Annotated in this window: 13 protein-coding genes; 4 read left to right on the top strand and 9 right to left on the bottom strand. The window is 65.4% G+C overall.

The genetic code is table 11. The features are described 5' to 3' along the window. Positions 1 to 455: 455 nt before the first annotated feature. Complete coding sequence (locus tag DVH23_RS04325) at positions 456 to 1,430, bottom strand: glycosyltransferase family 2 protein (RefSeq protein ID WP_114576200.1); 975 nt, start codon at positions 1,428 to 1,430, stop codon at positions 456 to 458. Positions 1,431 to 1,528: 98 nt separating this feature from the next. Next, positions 1,529 to 3,001: a right-handed parallel beta-helix repeat-containing protein gene (locus tag DVH23_RS04320; RefSeq protein WP_232833693.1), complete on the bottom strand. Its 1,473-nt coding sequence runs from the start codon at positions 2,999 to 3,001 to the stop codon at positions 1,529 to 1,531. 310 nt (positions 3,002 to 3,311) lie between these two features. On the opposite strand from DVH23_RS04320, the gene DVH23_RS04315 reads away from it, so the two are divergent. Continuing rightward, positions 3,312 to 4,865: a hypothetical protein gene (locus DVH23_RS04315; RefSeq protein WP_114576199.1), complete on the top strand. Its 1,554-nt coding sequence runs from the start codon at positions 3,312 to 3,314 to the stop codon at positions 4,863 to 4,865. 37 nt (positions 4,866 to 4,902) lie between these two features. On the opposite strand, the gene DVH23_RS25220 is transcribed toward DVH23_RS04315, so the two are convergent. The 5 genes from DVH23_RS25220 to DVH23_RS04285 form a co-directional block, all read right to left on the bottom strand. Continuing rightward, positions 4,903 to 7,686: an oligosaccharide flippase family protein gene (locus DVH23_RS25220; RefSeq protein WP_198667832.1), complete on the bottom strand. Its 2,784-nt coding sequence runs from the start codon at positions 7,684 to 7,686 to the stop codon at positions 4,903 to 4,905. A gap of 444 nt (positions 7,687 to 8,130) precedes the next feature. Next, positions 8,131 to 9,360 carry a Fe-S cluster assembly protein SufD gene (sufD, locus tag DVH23_RS04300; protein ID WP_114576198.1) on the bottom strand — a complete coding sequence of 410 codons (1,230 nt, stop codon included), beginning with the start codon at positions 9,358 to 9,360 and terminating at the stop codon, positions 8,131 to 8,133. A gap of 3 nt (positions 9,361 to 9,363) precedes the next feature. Next, a complete protein-coding gene (gene sufB, locus DVH23_RS04295; RefSeq protein WP_114576197.1) occupies positions 9,364 to 10,794 on the bottom strand; it encodes a Fe-S cluster assembly protein SufB in 1,431 nt (476 codons plus the stop codon). Positions 10,795 to 10,855: 61 nt separating this feature from the next. Further along, positions 10,856 to 11,767, bottom strand: coding sequence for an ABC transporter ATP-binding protein (locus DVH23_RS04290; protein WP_114576196.1), 912 nt, complete (start codon positions 11,765 to 11,767; stop codon positions 10,856 to 10,858). 141 nt (positions 11,768 to 11,908) lie between these two features. Beyond that, complete coding sequence (locus tag DVH23_RS04285) at positions 11,909 to 15,916, bottom strand: DNA polymerase domain-containing protein (RefSeq protein ID WP_114576195.1); 4,008 nt, start codon at positions 15,914 to 15,916, stop codon at positions 11,909 to 11,911. 97 nt (positions 15,917 to 16,013) lie between these two features. On the opposite strand from DVH23_RS04285, the gene DVH23_RS24110 reads away from it, so the two are divergent. From DVH23_RS24110 to DVH23_RS04270, 3 genes are read left to right on the top strand one after another with little or no spacing between them, the layout of a single operon-like run. Then, on the top strand, positions 16,014 to 16,196 hold the full coding sequence (locus DVH23_RS24110; protein ID WP_114576194.1) for a hypothetical protein: 183 nt from the start codon (positions 16,014 to 16,016) through the stop codon (positions 16,194 to 16,196). 39 nt (positions 16,197 to 16,235) lie between these two features. After that, on the top strand, positions 16,236 to 16,640 hold the full coding sequence (locus DVH23_RS04275) for a hypothetical protein (RefSeq protein ID WP_114576193.1): 405 nt from the start codon (positions 16,236 to 16,238) through the stop codon (positions 16,638 to 16,640). Next, entirely contained in the window at positions 16,637 to 17,074 is a 438-nt protein-coding gene (locus tag DVH23_RS04270) for a hypothetical protein (protein ID WP_114576192.1), read from the top strand. Before DVH23_RS04275 ends, DVH23_RS04270 begins: the two co-directional genes overlap by 4 nt. A gap of 383 nt (positions 17,075 to 17,457) precedes the next feature. Here DVH23_RS04270 and rad50 read toward each other — a convergent pair whose 3' ends face one another. Both rad50 and mre11 read right to left on the bottom strand, forming a co-directional pair. Then, a complete protein-coding gene (rad50, locus tag DVH23_RS04265) occupies positions 17,458 to 20,154 on the bottom strand; it encodes a DNA double-strand break repair ATPase Rad50 (protein ID WP_114576191.1) in 2,697 nt (898 codons plus the stop codon). Next, a complete protein-coding gene (gene mre11 / locus DVH23_RS04260) occupies positions 20,151 to 21,398 on the bottom strand; it encodes a DNA double-strand break repair protein Mre11 (RefSeq protein ID WP_114576190.1) in 1,248 nt (415 codons plus the stop codon). Before mre11 ends, rad50 begins: the two co-directional genes overlap by 4 nt. Positions 21,399 to 21,408: the final 10 nt, after the last annotated feature.

The raw sequence follows: 21,408 nt of genomic DNA, 5'->3' as shown, positions 1-21,408 counted from the left end.
ACCGAAACGACAGTGTGCCCCGCGATCCCATGCATGGACGCGGCCCGGCTTCCTCTTCCCGTCCACGCTTCGAGCGGGGGCTTTCAGGCCCACCTTCGACCGTCCGCGTGGATTGTCCTGCCGATTCAATTCCCGGTGTTCTCACGCTCTCCCCTCAACGGAGGGGCGGGAGTCGAACCCGCTCGCGGTCGTCGGTCCCGAGTATAGGGTGCGAGAACGCCGTCCTCGAACCACGGGAGCCAGTTTACTGGTGGCTCCTATCCACCCGGACTTGTGCCGAGAGAACAGTACCCGATATATGGGGCGGAGAGTGCCTAATCCTTGCGGTTTCGCCCAACTTCGCAACGCGCTCCTCCCCTCCCTACTCGCGGCTTCGTCGCTCGGTGAGGAAGGGCGCTCCGCGCTATCCGCCAAAGCTGAACGGCTCGTAACCCGACTTTCCTTCTCTCCGCCAGTCAGGACGGCCGGATCGACCGTCCGAGAGCGGCGATCGCGACGACCGACAGCACGACCGCGACCAGAGCGAGCGGGCGCCGGCGAAGCCCGGTGCCGGCGGTCCAGGCGACGCCGGGGTAGTGGCGGGGCGACACCGACGCCGCCCGGAGGTGGGCGAGCCCGCGGAGGGGCTTGCCGTCCGCGAAGTAGTGTTTGGCGATCACGAGCTCGTGGCTCCCGCGGATCTCGTAGCCCTCCGCCTCGAGACGATCGACGTCCTCCTCGTAGGCCGCGAGGTACTGGCGGCTCGCCCGCTCGACGAGTTCGGCCGACGGGTTGCCCGTGTCGTAACGGACGACGAGAGGTTCGTCGACGTACGCGATCTTTCCCTCGCCGAGGATCCGGACGACGATCTCGGGGTCCTGGAACCGCTCTAACTCCTCGTCGAAGCCGCCGATCTCGCGGACCACGTCGGTCCGGACGAGCAGCGTCGACCCCGCCCCAGGGTGGACGTTGTCCGCCAAGATGTCCCCGAGCAGCTCCTCGCCGCCCTCCATCCGGCGGTCGTCGTCCGCGACCGCGAGGAGGGTTGCGGCCAGCGAAAGCAACGGTCCGGTCGAGCCCGGCGTCTCGACGGTAAAATCACAGTAGGCGGCGACCCACTCCTCCGAACGGCCCTCGACGAGTTCCAGTTGGCGCTCGAGCTTCGTCGGCCGCCACTCGTCGTCCGAGTCCAGAAAGGCGACGTACTCGCCGTCCGCGTGCTCGATCCCCGTGTTCCGGGCGACGTTCGCCCCGTGGTTCGTCTCGTGGGAGATCGTCCGAACCCGGTCCGTTCCGTACCCCTCGAGGACCTCGCCGGTCCCGTCGGTCGAGCCGTCGTCGACGACGACGACCTCGAGGTCGTCTACGGTCTGGGCGAGCGCGCTGTCGATGGCGCGTGGCAGCGTTTCGGCCCTGTTGTACGTCGGAACGACGACGCTAACGAGTGGCATCCGGAGGTACTTGTGGCGTCGGGCGCATTATTATGGCTCGGCTAAGCCGAGCGCCGTCGTGGTACCCGTCTACGAGTTCGGCTCCGAGGCCGAGTGCGCTATCGGTCGATACCGCTCGGCGTGCTGTTCCCGGAGAGGTCGACGCTGCCGCTTCGGACCTGGATCGAGGAACCACTGGTGGCGCTCGCGTACGTGTTCCGGATCTCGATCCCGTTTCCTTCAGTCGAGATCGCGTCGTAGTCGGTTTCGATCTCGCTGTCGGTGACGACGATGTCGTCGCCGGTGAGCAGGAGTCCGCGCCGGCCGCTGCCGGGCTGGTCGATATCGAGGTTTGCGAACCGACAACCGTCGCGTTGGCAGAGTATCGTCTCCTGGATCGGGGAACCGGCCACGTCGCCAGTGACGGCGAAGCCATCGACGTCGACCGGAGCACCTCCCTGTGGGATCTTGAGTGCGTTCCCGTTTACTCCCATATCGACGCTGACGCCATAGAACGACGTACTTCCCGCACCCGAGTTGACCCGGATCGCGGTGTTGGGGTTGGGGCCGTCGTTCGAAACCGTGACGTTTCGGAACGTCGCCTCGTCGACCTCGTCCATAACCCGGATTCCGTTCCCGTTCGCCCGGGTCATCCGAACGTCCACGTTCTCCACGGTGAGACTCCCGTAGTCGAGCCTGAGGGGGATCTGCCGGCGCTCGTAGCTGGCCGTGCCGGTGACCTCTATGTCCGCATTCCGTACGCGACCCTCGCCGACGCCCATACGGACCGTCGTCCCGGCGCTGTTGGCGTACTCTCCGTCCTCGACGAACACGTCCCCGGGGCAGTTGACGTACAGTCCGTTTCCGGGATAGCTGCCGAGCACACAGTTCTCGAGCCTGAGCGCGCCCTCGTGGTATCCGTTCGTGTGGATTCCCGTCGGCCCGCGGCTTACCTGACCCGCGTGGGGGGTCTGGTTGGCGTGGATACCGCCATCCGGAGCCTGGAACCGTCGAACGACGCCAACGCCGTCCGGATCGGTGATGTTGAACAGGCCAGGACCCCACGTCCCGCTGTCGTGGAGGCCTTCGACGATGACGTCGCGAACGGTCAGCCCGGTCGAAACACCCACGTCGAGGACTCGGATTCCGGTGTCGGATTCGGTCTGATCAACGTGGAATCCCTCGACACGGAGGTCACGGCCCGGATCCCACGGTGTTCCCAGCCGGAAGAGCCGGTATTGAGGACCCGAGAAGTCGCCGTAATTCGCCGGGACGAGCGTCGCGTCGCCGTCCCCGACGAGCCCGAAGTTTTGGAAGTTCGTCAGCCGAAGCTGGCTGTCCATGTAGTACCGGCCCTCCGGGAACCGGAGGAGCGTATCGTCCCCGGCATGCTGGCGCAACACCGGCGTAATCGACGCGTTCCCGCTCGTGTCCGCCCCGGCGTCCGCGACGTCGATGACCGTCCCGTACCGGTCCTCGAGCACGGACGTCGCCGGCGAACCCGGAATCTCGGACGGCGAGATCGTCGCCGCCGCATTGTTCAAGAGTCCTCTCCGTCCCTCCGTCGACCGCGTATCGCTCTCTCGCGTCACGCATTCCCCTCCGGAAGCAGGCCCCTATAGTACACGGAAACTAATTACACGAAGCCGATGATAGTCGTTCAAACTTGAATGTACTTGCGCGAACTGGGGCTTACTGTCCGAACAACGTTCGTGAACTGTTTTGCAGACCCGCGCGACCACCCACCATTTAATTCTTCTCTACAGGTGTTATTAATCAATCGTCCATGATTCCGGGAATAGCCGGAGGTCCGAGGGGTTATCGACATTGGTCGTAGCTTCGATATCCCGTATCTAACGGGACCATAAGAAAGGGGTTGTGCCTGCAAGAACGGTTGATACGATGACAGACCGACGATCGTTCCTGGCCGCAGCCGGCACCACTGGGGCGCTGTCGCTTGCCGGCTGTCTCTCGGATGACATTTTAGGCGGAAACGGCAACGACACCGAGGACGAAGGCGAGGAGGCTACCGAAAACGGAACAGACGAAGACCAACGAAACGAGACGAGCGGGACTGGGGACCAAGAAGGAACCGAGACCGAGGAGAATGAGACCGGAGACGACGAGCGAGGGGAGAACAACCAAAGCGGAGACGACGATCAGACAAGCGACGACGAAGGAAACGAAAGCAACCAGACGGGGAACGATGAAGACGAGGGCGAGGGTGGAGCGGACGACGAGCTCGCCGACCTCCCCGGGGAAAGCGTCGACGACTTCGAGGACGTGGACGCCTGGAGCCCGATAGTGGGTGATGACGCGATCGAAGCGGAGACCGAAGAGGTGTACGCCGGCTCGAGCTCCGCCCGGATCACGGCACCCGAAAGCGAGGAGGAGGCGACCGTCTTTCGGACGTTCACCGACGGGCTCGATCTGAGCGGACAGGGTCTCTCGCTGGCGATCAGGTACACCGGTCGCGAGCAGTTCGACCTCACCGTCCAGTTGCTGGCGTCGGACACGCGAAACCGGATCGACCTCCGGCGGGTGCTGACCGGGGCCGCCGATCGCTGGCAGCGGGTCGACCTCGGCGTCGACGTGATAGAGGGCGACCCCGATCTCGCAGACGTCAGGGAGATCCGCATCGTCGGCCGCCGCCGCGGCGACGAGGGCGGAGAGATCGAGTTCGCAGTCGACGACCTCCGTCGCGCGGACTCGCCCGACCAAGGGGCGGTCATGTTGCTCTTCGACGGCGGGCTCGAGTCGCACTTCACCACCGCCTTCGAAGTTCTCGAGGAGTTCGACGTCCAGGGCGTCGAGGCAGTCACGCCCGAGGCACTCGGGAACGAGGGCCGGCTCACGATCGAGAATCTAGAGGAGATGTCGGGGGCGGGCTGGGACGTGATCTCCCGGCCCCGAACCGGCTCCCAGTTCCTCGGGGAGTACACCCCCGAACAACAGGAGGGGTTGATCCGACGGTCCAAGGGGTTCCTCGAGAACCGCGGATTCGAGGACGGTGCCAGACACTTCCTGACCCCCCGGAACCTTCTGAGCCCCGAATCCCACGACCTGATCCGGGAGTACCACGAGCAGGCGTTTCGGTTCGGCGGCGAGCCCAACAGCCTGCCGATAACTGACCACCACAACCTCGGATTCCTCTCGGGCGACGAGGAGAACGCGGCAGCGACCAACCTTGATCAGGCCGCGGCGTACAACCAGCTCGCGATCCTTCATTTCGTCTACGTCGACGACGCGGACGAGGGAGTCGACAGGGGGTACATAGAGGACGTCCTCGAGTACATCGACGACCAGGACCTCCAGGTCGTCACTGCGTCGGATCTCCTCGATTCGGGCCAGGGCCAACTCACCGGTGGAAGCGGAAACGGCGGCAATGAAAGCGCGAACGAAACCGGAGACGGGACCAACGAAAGCGACAACGAAACCGGCGGCAACGAATCCTAGCGTTCCCAGTCGGCGGGTGAAGTCGACGTCCGATCCCTCAGTTTCCGTCGGCCGGTTCGGTTCCGTTCTCGGTCGTTGTCTCGTTGCCCACCGGACGGTCGGTCTCCGTCGACGCCGTCGTCGTCGGTTCGTCGGTTTCCGTCGTCTCGGTGTCGGTCGGCTCCGCGCTTTGTGTCCCGGTGTCGGACGAGGTCGCCGTCCCGTTGTCGGTCGACGTATCGGTCGCCGAGGACGTCCCGGTCTCCGTCGGCGATTGGGTTTCGGTCCCGTTCGGGGTCTCCGCCTCGGTGTCGGTTGCGGTCTCGCCGTCGGTCGCCGTCTCGGTGTCGGTGCCGGTTTCCGTCTCCGTCGTCTCGGTCGGAGACTCGGTCTCGTTCGGCGTCTCCGTCGCCGTCGGCATCTCCGTTGCCGTCGCCGTCTCGGTGTCGGTCGGAGAGTCGGTCCCCGTGTCTGTCCCGTTGGGCGTCGGAGTGTCGGTTGCCGTTTCGGTCTCGGTTTCCGTCTCCGTCTCGGTCTCCGTTTCCGTCTCCGTCGCTGTTTCCGTCTCCGTCGGTGGCTCGGTCTCCGTCGCCTCGGTCGGAGACTCAGTCTCGTTTGGCGTCTCCGTCGCCGTCGGCGTCTCGGTGTCGGTCTCGGTTTCCGTCTCCGTCTCGGTCTCCGTTTCCGTTGCGGTGTCGGTGTCGATGTCGGTTTCAGTCTCGGTCGGCGTCGATGATTCCGATTCCGTGGGCTCCTCGGTCTCGGTTTCCGTCGCGGTCGGCGTCTCGGTTTCGGTCGGAGTATCGGTCGCCGACGTTTCGGCCGGCGTGTCGGTCTCCGTCTCGGTCGGGCTGTCGGTCGACTCCTCTCCACCGATGTCGCCCGACGTCTCGGTCTCGGATTCAGATTCGGGGTCGCCGGCGTCCGTGGCCTCGGACTCCGACTCGAGGGGGACCTCCTCCTGATCCGCCTCCCCCGGAAGGATCTCCCCGTCATCGGTCGTGTTCGGAGAGTCGGGCGGCGTCTCCCCCGTCGACGCCGTGTCGGTTCCGTCCTCGGGCGACGCCGACTCGGCCGTCGTCCCGTTTCCGTCCGTACTCCCGGTCGATCCCGTCGAGTTCTCTCCTGTCGTGTCGACCGGGGCATCCGTTTCCGGCCCGGGGTCGTCGCCGGAACCGGCCGTCGGCGAGTCCCCCACTCCGGGACCGACCAGGGCGAACGCGAGGCCGACGACGAGCAACAGTATCCCGCCGCCGATCAACAGGAGCTGGAGGGAGTTCCCCGATAGCTCCCGGAGATCGAACGACTGGAGACGATCGATCGCCGTCGTCGCCGTCGAACCGATCGGATCGGGGAACTCCGCGAACAGCGAGGCGGTCTCGTCGACCCCTATCGCCCCCGTCAGGAGGGTGAAGCCGGCGAAGATCAGGAAGCCGACGGGGGGGACGACGAACAGCGAGACGGGAGCCGCTCCGAGGACGGGGATCGGGATCGTTATCGAGAGCGCGTCGGCCAGGAGGAAGATCGGAACGGCCGCGAGGACCGTCGTCAGCGCGACTCGACCGATCCTGGCGTCCGAGAGCGGATAGAAGCCGACCTGGCGCGCGCTCAGGCAGTGAAAGAGGAACATCGAGCCGTAGCCGGTGGAGGTCGCGATCGCCGCGCCGGCCATCCCGTAGCGGGGGATCAGAAGCAAGTTCAGGACGAGGTTGATGCAGGCGGCAGTGCCCGTCGCGACGATCGGGTACCGAAGCTTGCCTTTCCCCTGGGAGATCGCGAGGATCGGCCGCGCGAGCGCAAAGCCCAGCGCGCCCGGCAACAAGAGCAGTAGCGGTTCGACCGCGGGTGTCGCTTCGGGGCCGAAGTAGAGCGGAACGACGGCGTCCGCGAGGGCAGCGAGCCCGACCGCCATCACGGCAGTGAGCAGGAAGGTGTATCGGGTGGTCTGCGAGGCGATGGTCGTGATCCGATCGATCCTGTCCTGGGACCACAGCTCCGACATCGAGTGGACGTAGACCGTCTGGAGCGCGAGGGGAACGAACCAGAGGAACTCCGCGAGCGTCAGCGCCGCCTTGTAGTTGCCGACCTCGGAGCTCTCGCGGAACGTCTGGAGCATGACGACGTCGATGTGGTACAGCGAGGACAGAAACAGGACGAGGACGATGCTCAGCGAGTTGAACGTGAACATCGTCCGACGGGGAAAGTGAGCGGGCGGCCGTCGGACCAGATACGACAGCGGGACCTGTCTCTGGACCAGGAAGAACCCGATGATGGCCACGAGAAAGCTCGCGAGCATCAGCCCGACGAGCGCGCCGAGAACGCCATATCCGAGGTAGACCAGCGGGATGGCGAAGGCCGCGAACGCGGCGGTGTCGAGGGCGTTCAGGGGTTCGGAGTAGCGTTCGAGGCCGAATCCCATGAGCGTTTTTCGGGCGTAGGCCCGGAACTGGGCGGTGACGACGAGGCCCGCGAGGACGTAGAAGTACGGCGTGAACTCCGCCCCCCAGATGGCCGCGACCAGCCCCTCGCGGGCGGCGATAAAGAGCGCGACGGCGCCGACGACCGCGAACACGACCGCGAGCCGAAAGTAGTAGCCCACGACGTGGGCCTCCCAGTCGGGCAGATCCCGCTCCTCGGCGACGAACTTCCGGACGCCGTCGGTGATCCCCGAGCTGACGAAGATCATGAAGATGGCGAACACGGACTGCAGAGACGCGTAGTCGCCAAAGCCCGAGGGCTCGAGGAGCCGGTAGAGAACCGGCGTCGTCACCAGCCCGATGACCATGATGACGACCTTGCTACTGAGGACCGAGAAGACACCGCTGAGAAGCGACCGGTTCATGCGACCACCGGAGCCGCCGGCTCGAGTCGTGCGGCTGTGTGACGACGTTCCTGATCGATAACGTGACGCGAACGGTGCCGTAGACAGTAGGGGCGATTCCGGAACGTCCTCACGCCGGCGTCCGACTGCAACCGACCCGTCGGATCGTCCGCTCTACGGCCGAGCGGAGCGTCGGCGTGGGCGGGACGGCGTTCGACCGGAGCCGGACGATGGAATACCATGCGCTGATTCGAGGGGCATCGAGGACGCCGGGTGGCCCGAAACGTCCCACCCGCGCTCCGTGGTATCGTTCCGGACGAACGCCCGCCGTCCCGAGTGACCGGTTCGTTCTGAGTTCCGGGTCGGCGACACTTAACGCTCCCTACTCCGATCGGTAGCCGTCGGCCGACACGCCACAGGCCGTATCGACGAGCGATGACGAAAACGGAACCGACGAAAAACCGACTACTCGCGAAGGCGGGCCGCGACGAGTTCCTCGACGTCCTCGCGGAACTCCTCGACGGCGATCTCCTCGAGAACGGGAACGAAAAAGCCCTCGACGAGCATGTTTCGGGCAGCACGCGGCGAGATCCCCCGGGAGGTCATGTAGAGCAGGTCCTCCTCGTCGATCTGGCCGACGGTCGCCGAGTGGCTGGCCTCGGTGTCGTGGTTGTTGATGATGAGCTTCGGCGAGGCGTCGGCCTCGCTCTCGTCGCTCAACATGAGCGTGTTCTCCCGCTGGTAGGAGCTCGTGTCCCAGGCGTCGCTGCCGACGTCCTGGACTCCCTCGTACACCGAGCGGGCGACGTCGTCCGTGACCCCGCGGGTGACGAGGTCGGCGGTCGTGTGCTCGGCCCGGTGCCAGACCTTCACGTCGAGATCGAAGTGCTGGTCGTCGTGGCCGAAGAAGGCGCCGACGATCTTCGTTTCCGAACCATCGCCCTCGAGGATCGTCGACGTTCCGGTCTTCGTGAGCTTCGAACCCAGGTTGCCCTCGATCCAGTCGATCGAGGCGTAGGTGTCGGTTCGGCCGCGTTTGGTCGTGAAGTTGTAGGTGTCCGCAGAGAGGTTCTGGAGGCTGCCGTACTGGATCGAGCTGTTCTCGCCGGCGTCGACCTCGACGATCCCGCTGTAGTAGCGGTCCTCGTCGCCGCGGGCCGGACCCTCGGTGCCGGTCGACTGGCGCTCGAGGATCGTCACCGAACTCGACTCCTCGGCGACGACGAGCGTGTAGTTAAAGAGCGACCGGGAGTTCATCTCGGTCCGGATCGTCACGTCCTCGGCGTCGACGCCCTCGGGAACGTAGATCACTGTCCCGGTCGAGAAGAGCGCCGTCGAGAGCGCAGTCAGGTAGTTCTCCTGGGGATCGACGATCGAGCCGAATTCCTCCTTCAGGAGCGCCTCGCGTTCGTCGACGGCCTCGGCCCACGAAAGGACCTCGACGTCGTCGGGACCCTCCTGATCCTTGTTCTCCGCCCAGTTCAGCGGATCGACGAGCGTCTCGAAGTCCAGATCGTGGAGGTTCGTCCAGTCTCGCCCCGGCGTCCGGATGACGTCGGGCATCTCGAGTTCTTCGAGCGCCTCCAAGGCCTCCAGACGCGTCTCGAGGAGCCACTCGGGCTCGCCCAAGTCGTCGCTGATCTCCCGGACCTGTGCGTCGGTCAGATTCGCGTGTAGTTCCGTTCCTGCGCTCATGTCTTATCCGAGGCTCCCCTCCATCTCGAGTTCGATCAGTCGGTTGAGTTCGACCGCGTACTCGATCGGTAGTTCTTCGGTGATCGGCTCGATGAAGCCGGCGACGATCATCTTCTTTGCGTCGTCGTCGTCCAGTCCGCGGCTCTGGAGGTAGAAGACGTCCTCGTCCCCGATCTTCCCCACTGTCGCCTCGTGGGCGACGTCGACTTTCGACTCCTCGATCTCCATGTACGGCATCGTATCGGAGGTCGACTCGTTGTCGAACATCAGGGCGTCACACTCCACTGCGGTCGAGGAGTCCTCGGCACCGTCGGCGATGTGGACCAGTCCCCTGTAGTTGGTCCGCCCGCCGTCCTTGCTGATCGACTTCGACTCGATCGTCGAACTCGTGTTGGGGGCGTTGTGGTAGACCTTCGCGCCGGTGTCGATGTCCTGGCCCTCGCCGGCGAACGCGATCGTGATGTGGGTGTCGGTCGCGCCGCGGCCCTTCAGGATCGTACACGGGTAGAGCATCGTGGCCTTCGAGCCCATCGAGCCCGAGACCCACTCCATCTTCCCGTCGTCCTCGACGATCGCTCGCTTCGTGTTCAGGTTGAACGTGTTCTTCGACCAGTTTTGTACTGTGGAGTACTGGACGTGGGCGTCCTCCTTGACGAAGACCTCGACACAGCCGCTGTGGAGGTTGTGGCTGCCGTATTTGGGGGCCGAACAGCCCTCGATGTAGTGGACTTCCGAACCCGCTTCGGCGACGATCAGGGTGTGCTCGAACTGGCCCATCCCCTCCGAGTTCATCCGGAAGTACGCCTGGACGGGCATCTCGACGGTGACGTCCTCGGGGATGTAGACGAAACTGCCGCCCGACCAGACCGCGCCGTGGAGCGCGGCGAACTTGTTGTCGCTGGGCGGAACACACGTCGTCATGAAGTACTCCTTGACGATCTCGGGGTGTTCCTTGACGGCCTCGTCCATGTTCATGAAGACGACGCCCTTCTCCTCCCAGCGCTCCTGCATGTTCTGGTAGACGACCTCGCTTTCGTACTGGGCGCCGACCCCCGACAGGGCCTTTCGCTCGGCCTCGGGAATGCCCAGTTGCTCGAAGGTGTCCTGGATCTCCTCGGGGAGTTCGTCCCAGTCGTCGACGCCCTCGCGCTTGTCCACGTCGGGGCGGATGTAGGGAACGATCTCCTCGATGTCGAGTTCGGAGAGGTCGGGCTGGCCCGGCCAGTCGGTCGGCATCGGCATCGCCTCGTACTGCTTGAACGCGCGGAGGCGACGCTCGCGCATCCAGTCGGGCTCGTCTTTGTCCTCGGAGATGAGTCGGACGACCTCCTCGGTCAGTCCCTTCTCGGAGCGGACGGCCGATCGCTCCTCCTTGTGGAACTCGAAGCGCGCCTCGGTGTCGGTCTCTTGTAGGTTTTCTTGGTCGGAACTCATGATTGGTCGTGTCCGTGGGTAGCGGCTGTAGCGCCTTGAGGGTTTGCGTGGGTGGTCACGATCAGGCGGCCTCGTACACTTCCTCGCGGACCCAGTCGTAGCCCTCGTCCTCTAGCTTCTCGGCGAGCTCCGCGTCGCCGCTCATGGCGATCTCCCCGTCGAGCATGATGTGAACGCGGTCGGGCTCGACGTAGTCGAGGATGCGCTGGTAGTGGGTGATCTGGAGGACGCCCGTCCCCTGGATGTCCCGCAGGGCGTTGATCCCGTTCGAGACGTCCTGCAGCCGGTCGATGTCGAGCCCCGAGTCGATCTCGTCGAGCACGGCGATCGACGGCTCGAGGATCGCGGCCTGGAGCACCTCGTTTTGTTTCTTCTCGCCGCCCGAAAAGCCCGCGTTGAGATAGCGCTGGGCGAACTTCGCGTCCATGTCGAGTTGGTCCATCTTCTCCGAGAGGATTTCCTGGAACTCGGCGACGCCGACGTCGCCGTCGTCGGCCGGACCCTCCATCGGCGAGGTCTCGAATCCCGTATCCTCTTCTTCGTCCTCGTCGGCGGCCTCCTCCTCTTCGAACAGCTCCTCGCGCTCCTCGATCTTGGCGTTCAGCGCCGTTCGGAGGAAGTTCGTCATCGTGACGCCGTCGATCTCGGCGGGGTACTGGAAGGCGAGGAAGATGCCGAGCGCCGCGCGCTCGTTTGGCTCCAGGTCGAGGACGTTCCAGGTCCGTTTGTCCTCGGGGATGTCGATCCCGTCGAACTCGTCTTCTTCCAGATGGAGGAGAACCTCGCCGTCGGTCACCTCGTAGGCGGGGTGGCCGGCGATGACCTTCGCGGTCGTGGACTTCCCGCTGCCGTTGGGTCCCATCAGCGCGTGGATCTCGCCGGACTCGACCTCAAGGTCGACCCCCTGGAGAATCCGTTCTCCGCCCTCCTCGGCGACTCTCGCGTGTAAGTTGTTGAGCTCTAAGCGTGCCATAATACGGTTACCTCGGTCGTTCGAACGGTGGGGCGTCATCCCCATAACGGTTTCGTATGTGGGCGGATAGAGTGTCGAAACGAGAAGAAAAGTTTTCGTATCAGAAACAGGGCCGGGCTTTCGGGCAGGGGCCGACGGGATTCAGACGAAACTGTCCAGCCCGGTCTGTTCCTGGCCCGACTTGGCCTCCTCCCAGGAGATTCCCAGGGCCTCGAGAATGCGCGCAATCGGCCCCTTCAGCGTCTTCTCTAACATCTTGCCGTAATCGACCTCGAACTCCTCGGGAAGCTGGTCTGCGTACTCGAAACAGATGACGTCGGGATCGCGCTTGAACTCACCGTACAGCGGGTCCTGGCGGGCGTCGAGATCCCGCTCCTCCTCGACACGCCGGAAGAACGCGGGATCGACCCGCTTCAGGTAGAGCCGTTTTGGCTTGCTCCCCCGCTGGAAGTTCGTTCCCAGCAAGCGGTTCGCGTACTTCGCCCCTCGGACCTGGGCGGTGTCGGTGTCGTAGTCGTCGAGGCGCTTCCCGATCCCGCCGGGAATGCCGATCTCATCGACGGAGATCTCCCCGGTCCGGACCTCCTCGATGATGCCGTGGAGGTACTCCTTTGCCCCCTCGACGTCGCCCTCTTTGACGATCATCTCGATCACGCGGTGCTGGACCTCCTTGGTGATCGGCGCGATGTCCGAACGCTGGTACTCGAAGCCGACGATGTCGATCGTGTCGACGTCCTTGCCTTCCTTCCAGGTGATGTGGCCGGCGTACCGTTTCTTCTTTCCCGCCTGGAAGAAGCGCCGGTAGAGCTTCTCGAACTCGATCTGGAAGCGGTGGTCCTCGGCATCGAGAACGTCGCGGGCGAAGTGGTCGTAGCGCTCGTTGATGTGTTCCTCGATGTCGAACGACTGCTCGATGGCTTCCTCCTTCGATACGTCGGGACCGAGTTCGAGCATGACGCTGTCGGTGTCGCCGTAGGCGACCTGTTGGCCGATCTCGTTTGCAGCCTCCTCGGTGAACTCGATCACCTCGCGGCCCGTCGCGGTGATCGCCGACGCCGCGTCCTTGTCGTACAGCCGGAACTGTTCCCACCCGGACACACCGTACAATGACTGTCCGACGAACTGGAACTTGCCGTTACGACCCGCGAGCAACGTGTGATTGTCTTCGACCGTGACGCAATACACGCCGTTTTCGGCCGTACTGCGGGACGAACTCCGATGCATCCGGAGCGTGTTCTTCGAGTTTTCGGTCACGTAGATCCGCCACGTCCCGCTATCCCGACCGTAGTTCGCCGTAAGCCCGAGATGAGCACAGAGCCGAAGGACGTCGTCTCGAAGTCGGTCGCTCGAGGTGGAGTAGCGCCACGAGTGTACCTGTCGATCGCCGTCCCCGTCGACGAGGAGTTCGAGGAACCGTCGTTTCTGTCTACGACTGCGATCGAAGACGAACTCGGGGATCCGTTTCTCGAAGCTTCCATCACCACAGAGCGACGTCAAGAGGTTTCCGAGGAGTTTCGACGTGATCGTGTACGCTCGATCGTCGACGTAGGAATCGAATCCCATCCCGTCGAGCAGATTACCGATCGTTGCGTGGTGGTTACTGCCGCCGTCCGCGACCGGGAGGTTCTCCTGGGCCAGTTTCACCGTCGTCGCGGATCCACGGAAGTTCTCACCGAACTGCTTGTCCTCGGAGGTGTAAACGTTCCCCTCGGTCACGAACCACGCGAGCAGGTCGAGGAAATCGTCCCCCTCGTACGTTCGTGGAATCCACTTTCTGCCGGATTCGCGGTGGATGAAGCTCGTCTCGCAGACCTCCTCGATGTATTCGCGATGGTCCTCGAACTCCTCGGCGGTGAAGACGTAGCCCGTCTCTCCGACGTCCGCTTTCGGGACACGTCGCGGCGTCCAGCCCAGCTCGGCTGTGAATGTGTGGCCGTGAACGGACGGCCGTACCCAGACCTCGTACTCGCCATCGATCAGCTCCGTGAGATCGGCCTCCTCGAGTTCGTCTCCATCGGGACCCTCCCAGTCGTGTGGGAGCTCGTAGTTCGTGGCCCGGTCGAGATTTCCGGCCTCAACGAACCCGTACTCGTCCTCGGTGATTCCGTTGGTTTCGTTCTTGCGGACGAGCATCCGGTGGTTCGGCGTCACGCTGAAGTCGATCTTGCTCGTCTCGATGTCGATCAGATCGCCCTCGTAGTCGGGATACGAGTGGGTCTCGACGACGGGCTTGACCTGTAACTCCTCCGTCTCCGGATCGAGCGAGTACACGTCGTCGCCGACGTCGAGATCCGTGATATCGCGGACCCCATCGGGAGTCAGGACCTCCGTATCCGGCGTAAAGCAGTTCATGATGACCTTCACCGCACCCTGCTGTCGGTCGTACTGCTCGAACTCCGGAGAACCGGGCTCGTTGACGTTTCGGAGTTCCTTTTTCTCCTCTCGCTCGGCGAGCAGTTCGTTGACCATCTCCCGGATGATCCCGTCGGGTTCCTGCCGGAAGTGCGTGGGTTCCGGCTTCGTCGGCGCGGTGTGGGTCGGGCCGTCGTACGTTTCGGGATCGACCCGCGTCTCCGGCGAGGCGTTGACGGTCACCATACACATCGGGTACAGCGATTTCAGGTCCAGCACGGTGACGTTCTCCTTGACGCCCGTGATCGGGTCGAAGACGGCCCCGCCCTCGTACTCCTCGCCGGCGTCCTGTTGGCCCTTCGAGGGCAGCGCGAAGCGGCCGTAGGCCTCGTGGAGGACGTACATGTCCACCGCGTCCCCGGGGGTGGGGGCGTCCTCTAACTTGCAGCCGACGAACGCCCGGACCTCGTCCCAGAAGGGGACGATGTTCTGCTGGCGGTCGAGTTCGACACAGAGTTCGACGTCCCGGAGGTTGTACTCGAGTAACTGGGTGGGGTCGTCCTCCCAGAGATCGCCGATATCTCCCGCATAGCGTTCCTTGCCGACGCCGAGTTCGGCCTCGCCGACGGCGTCCAGGCGATAGGAGTCGAGTTCGGAGATGACCATTCGCTGGTAGCCATAGAGCAGGTCGAAGACGACACGACCCTTGATGTCGGGACCGCCCCAGTTGCTCCGCCAGACCTCGTCGACTCGCGAGAGCCGGTCGATGTCCAGGTCGTAGTCGTGGTGCGGTCCTTGAAGGCGCTCCATCCGGTCGAGGAAGTAGGGCGCGTCGAAGTCCTCGAAGTTCCAGCCCGTCAGCACGTCGGGGTCGGTCTCTCGAACGTAGTCGACGAAGGCCTCGAGCATCGCCTCCTCCTCGGAGAAGGCGCGGATCTCGTGGTCGATCCCGCCCTCGATCGGCTCGTAGGCCGTGATCTCGTCGGGGATCGGCCCGTCGCCGATGGGGGCCTCGTAGAGCCACATCACGTACTCGTCGCGACCCGAGTCGTGGCTCGTCAGACAGACGATCGGCTCCTCGCCGTCCTCGGGGAATCCGGATCGGTCGTCGACCTCGATGTCGAACGTGCACACTCGAGGGGTGGCCTCGACCTCGCAGGCTTCGACCTCGTCGTGGGGGACCACGAGCGAGTCGTCGTCGGCGCGCCGTTCGGGGACGCGGATCCCGCTGCGGACGTCGTTGTCGATCAGAAAGCGGTTTGGAAAGAGGATGTCCGCCTCGTAGTGGTCGAACTCGTCTCTGACCTGGCCGACGTCTCGCGGGGTCTGGCCGAAGATCTTCGTCAGGCGCTCCCCCCGGATGCTCTCGTAGGGCTCGCCCTCGGCGTCTTCGGTTTCGCTGCCCGTGAGCCGGTCGTAGCGCTCCTCGGGCGGCCCCTCTAGGCTCGCGGTCGGCGCGTAGAAATAGGGGCGGAAGCCGACGACGCGGACGTGTTCGATCTCGCCGTTGCTCGTCCGGCCGAAGACGTGCATCACCGGCCGCTCGTCGTCGCCCCGGCCGGCGATGGTGTAGTCGACCTGCATCACCGCCAGCTCGAGGGCCCCCTGGGGCTCGGGGAGCGCCTCGGCGACCACGTCGACGACCTCCGCCCGGGAGGAGCCGCCGTTTCCGGCGACCGCGATCGCCTCCTCGACGAGCCGGTTGCCCGAGCCGGTCACCTCCCCGCCCTCGTCCCCGGACCCGTCGCCCACCTCACCGGCGTAGTCGCCGAGCCCGGTCTGTGCCTCCTCGCTCATGGCCCCGGGTTGGCGGGGCCCGAATAAAAACCCCCTCATCGACCGCCGCCCCCTCCCGGGACAAGAGCTTTAATGTGGTAACACATACCACGACACGGTGAACGCCGTGTCAGTCCGAGCGAGAGACGAGAGGCGCGAGGAGCACAGTCGCCACGACGACCCCGCAGTCGCGACGGTCGAGTGCTACGAAACCGACGGCAGGACCGTCTTCTTCGACGCGGAGAACCCGCTCGCCTGGATGGAGACCGCCCGAACGCTCGCCCTAGAGGAGTTCGCGTAGGGAGACAACGCTTTTCCCCCGACCCACCCTTTTCCGACCGTGGACCTCGAGCCGAGCGACCACGAGCCCGAGGAGGACGACCCCGAGGAGCGGTTTCACGACCCCGACTCCGAGGGATTGACGATCCCCTCGGCTCCCTCGCCACCCTCTCCCGAGGCGCCAGAAGTGCCCTCGCCGGGGGCCGACGAGGACGTCCCCTCGGAGATCCACTCCGCGTTCTGGCTCGTCGTGTTGACCCTGAACGCGGCCATCCTCGCGACCGCGGTCGGCGCCCTCGTGCTCGTCTTCGGCCACGGGACCCGCCCCGGGCTCGCCGCCCTCGCCTGTGGCGTTGCCCTGTTCGCGCTCGCCGCCCGTCGGTACCGTAACTCCAAGGCGCTGGCCGGAGGCGGAAGCGACGACGCCGAGAGCGATTCCGACACCGAAAGGGAGGAAGCACAATGAAAACCGTCCGCGACGCCGAGGGGACCCGCTACCTCCTCCGGAAACGCTCGACGGAGTCGAGTCTCGTCTACGACCCAGAAACGGGGGAGGAACGCTACCTCCCCAACGACCGCCTCGAGGAAGAGGAGGGAAGCGGATCGCCCCTCGAGACGGCCGCAGCGGGCGTCGATCCGGCGGTCCGAACGCTGCTTTCGGCCGTCCACGACGATGAGACGCTGGGCCTGGTGATCGCGCTCGCCGACCGGGGACCCATCGCCGTCCGCCAACTCCTCGACGGCTACGGCCTCTGCGAGAGCGACCTCCACGGCCGGCTGGCCGAACTCGTCGCCGCCGGCCTCGTAGAGGAGGCGACGGTCGCGGGCGAACGGGGCTACCGGGCGACCGGGGACTGCCGAGTGGCGCTCGAGATCGTTCGTCCCGACGCCGGAAGCTGACACTGCCGGCTGTGACTTCCTGCCGAAAGGTAGTCCGAGGTAAGAGAACCGTGGCTACGTTCGACTGAAAACCCTGTAAGATCCGTACGCGAGGACGCCCCCTACGGCCAGGAGGAAGAACGCTGCAAAAGGCCCTAATGGCTCGATCGGCGCGAAAAAGCCAGGTAAAACACGGCCATGATCGCGATAGCGATCGACCCAACACCATTGACAAAGTCCAGCCAGGGAAAATGGGTATGTTTCATCATAAGCTGTCTACGGCGGAGAACACTTAAAATTCCATCCAGTTGCCATATTGGTCGTTAGCTTGTGCACAACGTAGTCGATCTCGCATAGCCGTAGTTCGGCACGCGGGAGTCATAGGATCCAGTTCATAGTACGAGTCAATCTGAGGTCAACAGCGCCTCCGAGGGCGCGCTGCGCTCGAGCCGCGAGCGATTCGAGGTCGCCGACTTCTCGACGGCGACGAGGTCGTCGGCGGCCCCGACGAGTTCGTCGTCGTGGCTGACGACGACGATCTGCTCGACGCCGATCTCGCGCATCGACTCGATCAGCGAGACGAGCTGGGTGACGTGGCCCGAGTCCAGAAAGACGGTGGGCTCGTCTAAGATCAGCGGCGGCATCGGAGCCGACCCCTCGACGCCCTCGGCGAGCAGTCGGTAGATCGCACACCGCAGGCTGAGGTTGAACAGCGCCCGTTCCCCGCCCGAGAGCTGTTCGGGTTCGAGGGGCTCGCCGTCCTTCTGGTAGATCGTGAGCCGGTAGTCGCCGTCGAGATCGATCGCCGCGTAGGAGTCGTTTCTGTAGACCAGGTCGAACGTCTCGTTGACCAGTCGCTCCAGGGTCGAGACGTTTCGCTGGCGAAGCTCCGCCCGGAGGTCGCCGTAGGTCGCCTGGAGGGTCTCGGCCTCCTCGTAGAGCGAGTCGAGGCGCTCACACCGGACCTCGACGCTCTCCAGGCGCTCCCGGAGGCGCTCGAGTTCCTCGATCTTCTCCTCGATGCCCCCGATCGCCCCCTGGAGTTCATCGCGATCGTCCTCGAGATCCGATAGTTTCTCGCCGACCCGCTCGAGGTAGTCCTCCGCCTCGGCCTTCCGCTCGCGGGCCTGCTCGATCCGGTCGTCGTCGAACCCGCTTTCGAGGTCGCGCTTTCGCTCGCGTTTCTCCGAGAGCCCCTCGCGGCGTTCCTCGTTCATCGTCGCCCAGTCGTCCCGGCGCTCCCGGAGCCGTTCGATCTCGCCTTCGAGCTCGCCACGTTCGCTATCGATCTCGGCCACGCGCCGGAGCGTCTCGAGGGAGTCCCTGACCTCGCCGCGCTCGGCGTTGATTCCCCCGAGTTCCGAGCGGGCGTCCGCGACCTCGCTCTCTATGTCGGTTGCCTCCTCGCGGGCGTCTGCCGCCTCCTCGTCGTACTTCTCGGCCTCCTCGCGAAGCCGGTCGCGCTGGTCGCGGCGATCCGCGAGGGTTTCGCCTTTTTCCGCGAGCAACCGGGCGGCGCTCTCGCGCTGTTCTTCCAGTCGGTCGACCCGGCGTTCGGTCTCGACCAGGTCCTCGACGCGCTCGATGCGCTCGTCGATCTCCTCGCGGTCCGCTTCCAGTTCGGACAGCTCGGCCTCGAGCTCCGCCAGCCGCTCGCGTTTCCTCTCGAGGGCATCGACGTGGGGCGAGTCCTCGACGTCCTGGCCGCACTCTGGGCACTTGCCCTCCTCGCGCAACTGCTCGCCCTCCTCGATCGCGTCCTCAACCGACCGGATCTCGGCGGTCAGTTCGGTGAGCTCCGCCGTGAGGCCCTCGCGGTCGTCCTCCAGGGCCTCGAGACGGGACTCGCTCTCCCCGAACGCGATCGGCGCGTCCGCGAACGCCTCGCGGGCGGACTCGATCTCGCCGTCGAGCTCCTCGACTCTCCCCTCGCGTTCCTCGATCGCCTCGACGTCCTCGGCGATACGCGATTCGAGGTCGTCGGCCGCCTCGCGGGCCGCCGCCGCCTCCTCGTCGTACTCCGTGGCCTCCTCGCGGAGGCGCTCGATCTCGCCGGTCCGCTCGGTGATCGTCACTCGGACCTCCTCTAGGTCGTCCCGGAGCGCCTCGTCTCTGGCCTCCAGCTCCTCGACCCGGTCCTCGATGGTTTCCTCGTCTCGATCGCCGTCCGCGAGATCGATCTCAGAGACGTCGGCCTCCGCGAGCAGGCCCTCGCGTTCGTCGGCGAGCCCCTCGTCCTCGCCCTTCAGCTCGCGGAGCGCCTCGCCCGCCTCCTCGCGTTTGCGCTCGGTCTCGGCGATCTTCGACCGGAGCTTCTCGATCTCCTCCTCGAGCTCTTCGATCTCCTCGCGGGTCTCCTCGTGGCGCTCGAGAACGTCCGCCGCGCTCTCCCTGGCCTCTCTGGCCTCCTCGCGCTGGCTCTCGTAGCGCTCGATCTCGGAGACGACCTCGCCGCGGCGGCTTTCGAGGGCGTTCAGTCTCTCGTGGAGGTCCTGGTCTTCCTTGCGCTCGACTTGCGTCTGCAGATCCTCGAGGACCTCCCGCTGGCCGTCCAGCACCGACTTGACGCCCAGCCGGGCGTCGCTGGCACGTTCGCGGTACTCCTCTAGAGCACCCAGCTGGAGGAGGTCGTCGATCATGTCCTGGCGCTCGCCCGGCGAGGCGTGGATCAGCTTGTTGACCTCGCCCTGGCGGACGTACGCGCAGTTGACGAACGCGTCGGCGTCCATCCGCAGGAGTTCCGAGACCGCGCGCTCGACGTCGCGGGCGCCCTCGATCGGCTCGCCCGCGCCCTCGAGGATGCAGGTCGTCGTCGTCGCGCGATCCCCCCGGAGGCGAAGCTCGCGCTCGATCCGGTAGTCCCCGCCGTCGTGGTGGAAGTCGAGTTCGACCGTACACTCCTCCTCGCCGGTGGAGATCACGTCGTCGAGGGTTCGGTCGTCGAGCGCGCTTGAGCCGTAGAGCGCGAAGAAGACCGCCTCGAGCAGCGTCGACTTCCCGCTGCCGTTGATGCCGTGGACGACCGTCACCCCCCGGCGCAGGCGGAGGTCGGCGTCGCCGTAGCACTTGAAGTTCCGCAGGCGGACGCGTTCGACCCTCACGAGAACTCACCGATCGAGATCTGATCGTCGCTCTCGTCCGTCGGTTTCCCCGCTTCGGAGTCGTCGGAGGCTTCGGATTCGGGCGCTTTGGCGGCTTCGTCGCTCTCGGCATCGGTCCCGTCGCCGCCCTCGCCGGAAGCGGGCTCAAACGCCGCGGACTCCTCAAGGCCCTCCCGGACCCGGCGCTCGATGGCGTCCCGGACGTTCGCGTCCGCGAGATCGTCGTCCCTGACCACCCGATCGATGTCGCGGGCGGCGTCGCTCAGGCCGAGGTCGCGTACCCGTTTTCGGACGGCCTCGTCGGGGTCGGCGAAGTTCACCGAGACCTCGGTCTCCTCGTCGATCTCGCGGCGGTCGGTCACCCGGGCGACCAGGGCCCCGCGCTCGCTGGCGGCGGTCTCGATCGTCGCGGGGGTGATCGGCTCGCCCTCGCCCTCTACCGTGACGACGACGACCGCGTCCTCGACGTCGTACTCGCCGACGCGCTCGCGGACGACATCGCCGCCCTCGCCCTCGTGGAGGGTGACGTCGACGAAGACGAACTCGCGGCTCTCGATCCCGCGTCGGCGGATCTCCACGGCGTCGTCGAACTCGACGACGTTGTACCCCCGGCTCTCGCGCTCGCTCGCGCTCGCGCGCTCGGTCGAGCCACAGTAGGTGACCCACGTGTCCTCCACTTTGGCGGTTCCCGGTTCGTGGTTGTCCCCGAGCAGGAGGGCGTCGAACTCGACGTCCGCCTCCGCCAGGAGGGTCTCGGTCTCCCAGTCGGCGTGGGCGAACGGGGAGAACAGGCCGTGGGTGACGAGCGCGGCGTGGTCGCCGTCGTGGTCCGCGAACTCGTACTCGAGGTCCTCGCGCCGGGAGCGGGGAACGAAGTCGAGGCCGTAGAGAGCGACCTCGCCCAGTCGATAGGGCTCGCGCCCGAGGCGGGTCGCCAGCCCGAGATCGGCGAAGAGGTCGAGCCACTGGGCGTCGCGTTTGCCCTCGTGGTTGCCGACGACGGCGAGAAAGGGGATCCCCGCGTCGTCGAGGTCTCGCAGGACCGAAAGGGTGCTCTGGAGGTCGACCAGCCCCGGCCGTCGGTCGTGAAAGAGGTCGCCAGCGTGGACGACCGCGTCGACGTCGAGATCCATCGCGTCGTCGGCGACCCGACGGAACGCTCGCAGGAAGTCCCGGCGGCGCTCGGGAGCGTTGTACTGGCGATAGCCGATGTGGGTGTCGCCGGTGTGTATCACCCGCGTCATCTACCTCTCC

This window comes from Saliphagus sp. LR7 (assembly GCF_003344565.1).
Classification (GTDB): Archaea; Halobacteriota; Halobacteria; order Halobacteriales; family Natrialbaceae; genus Saliphagus; species Saliphagus infecundisoli.
This window is presented reverse-complemented; position numbering and strand designations above follow the sequence as displayed.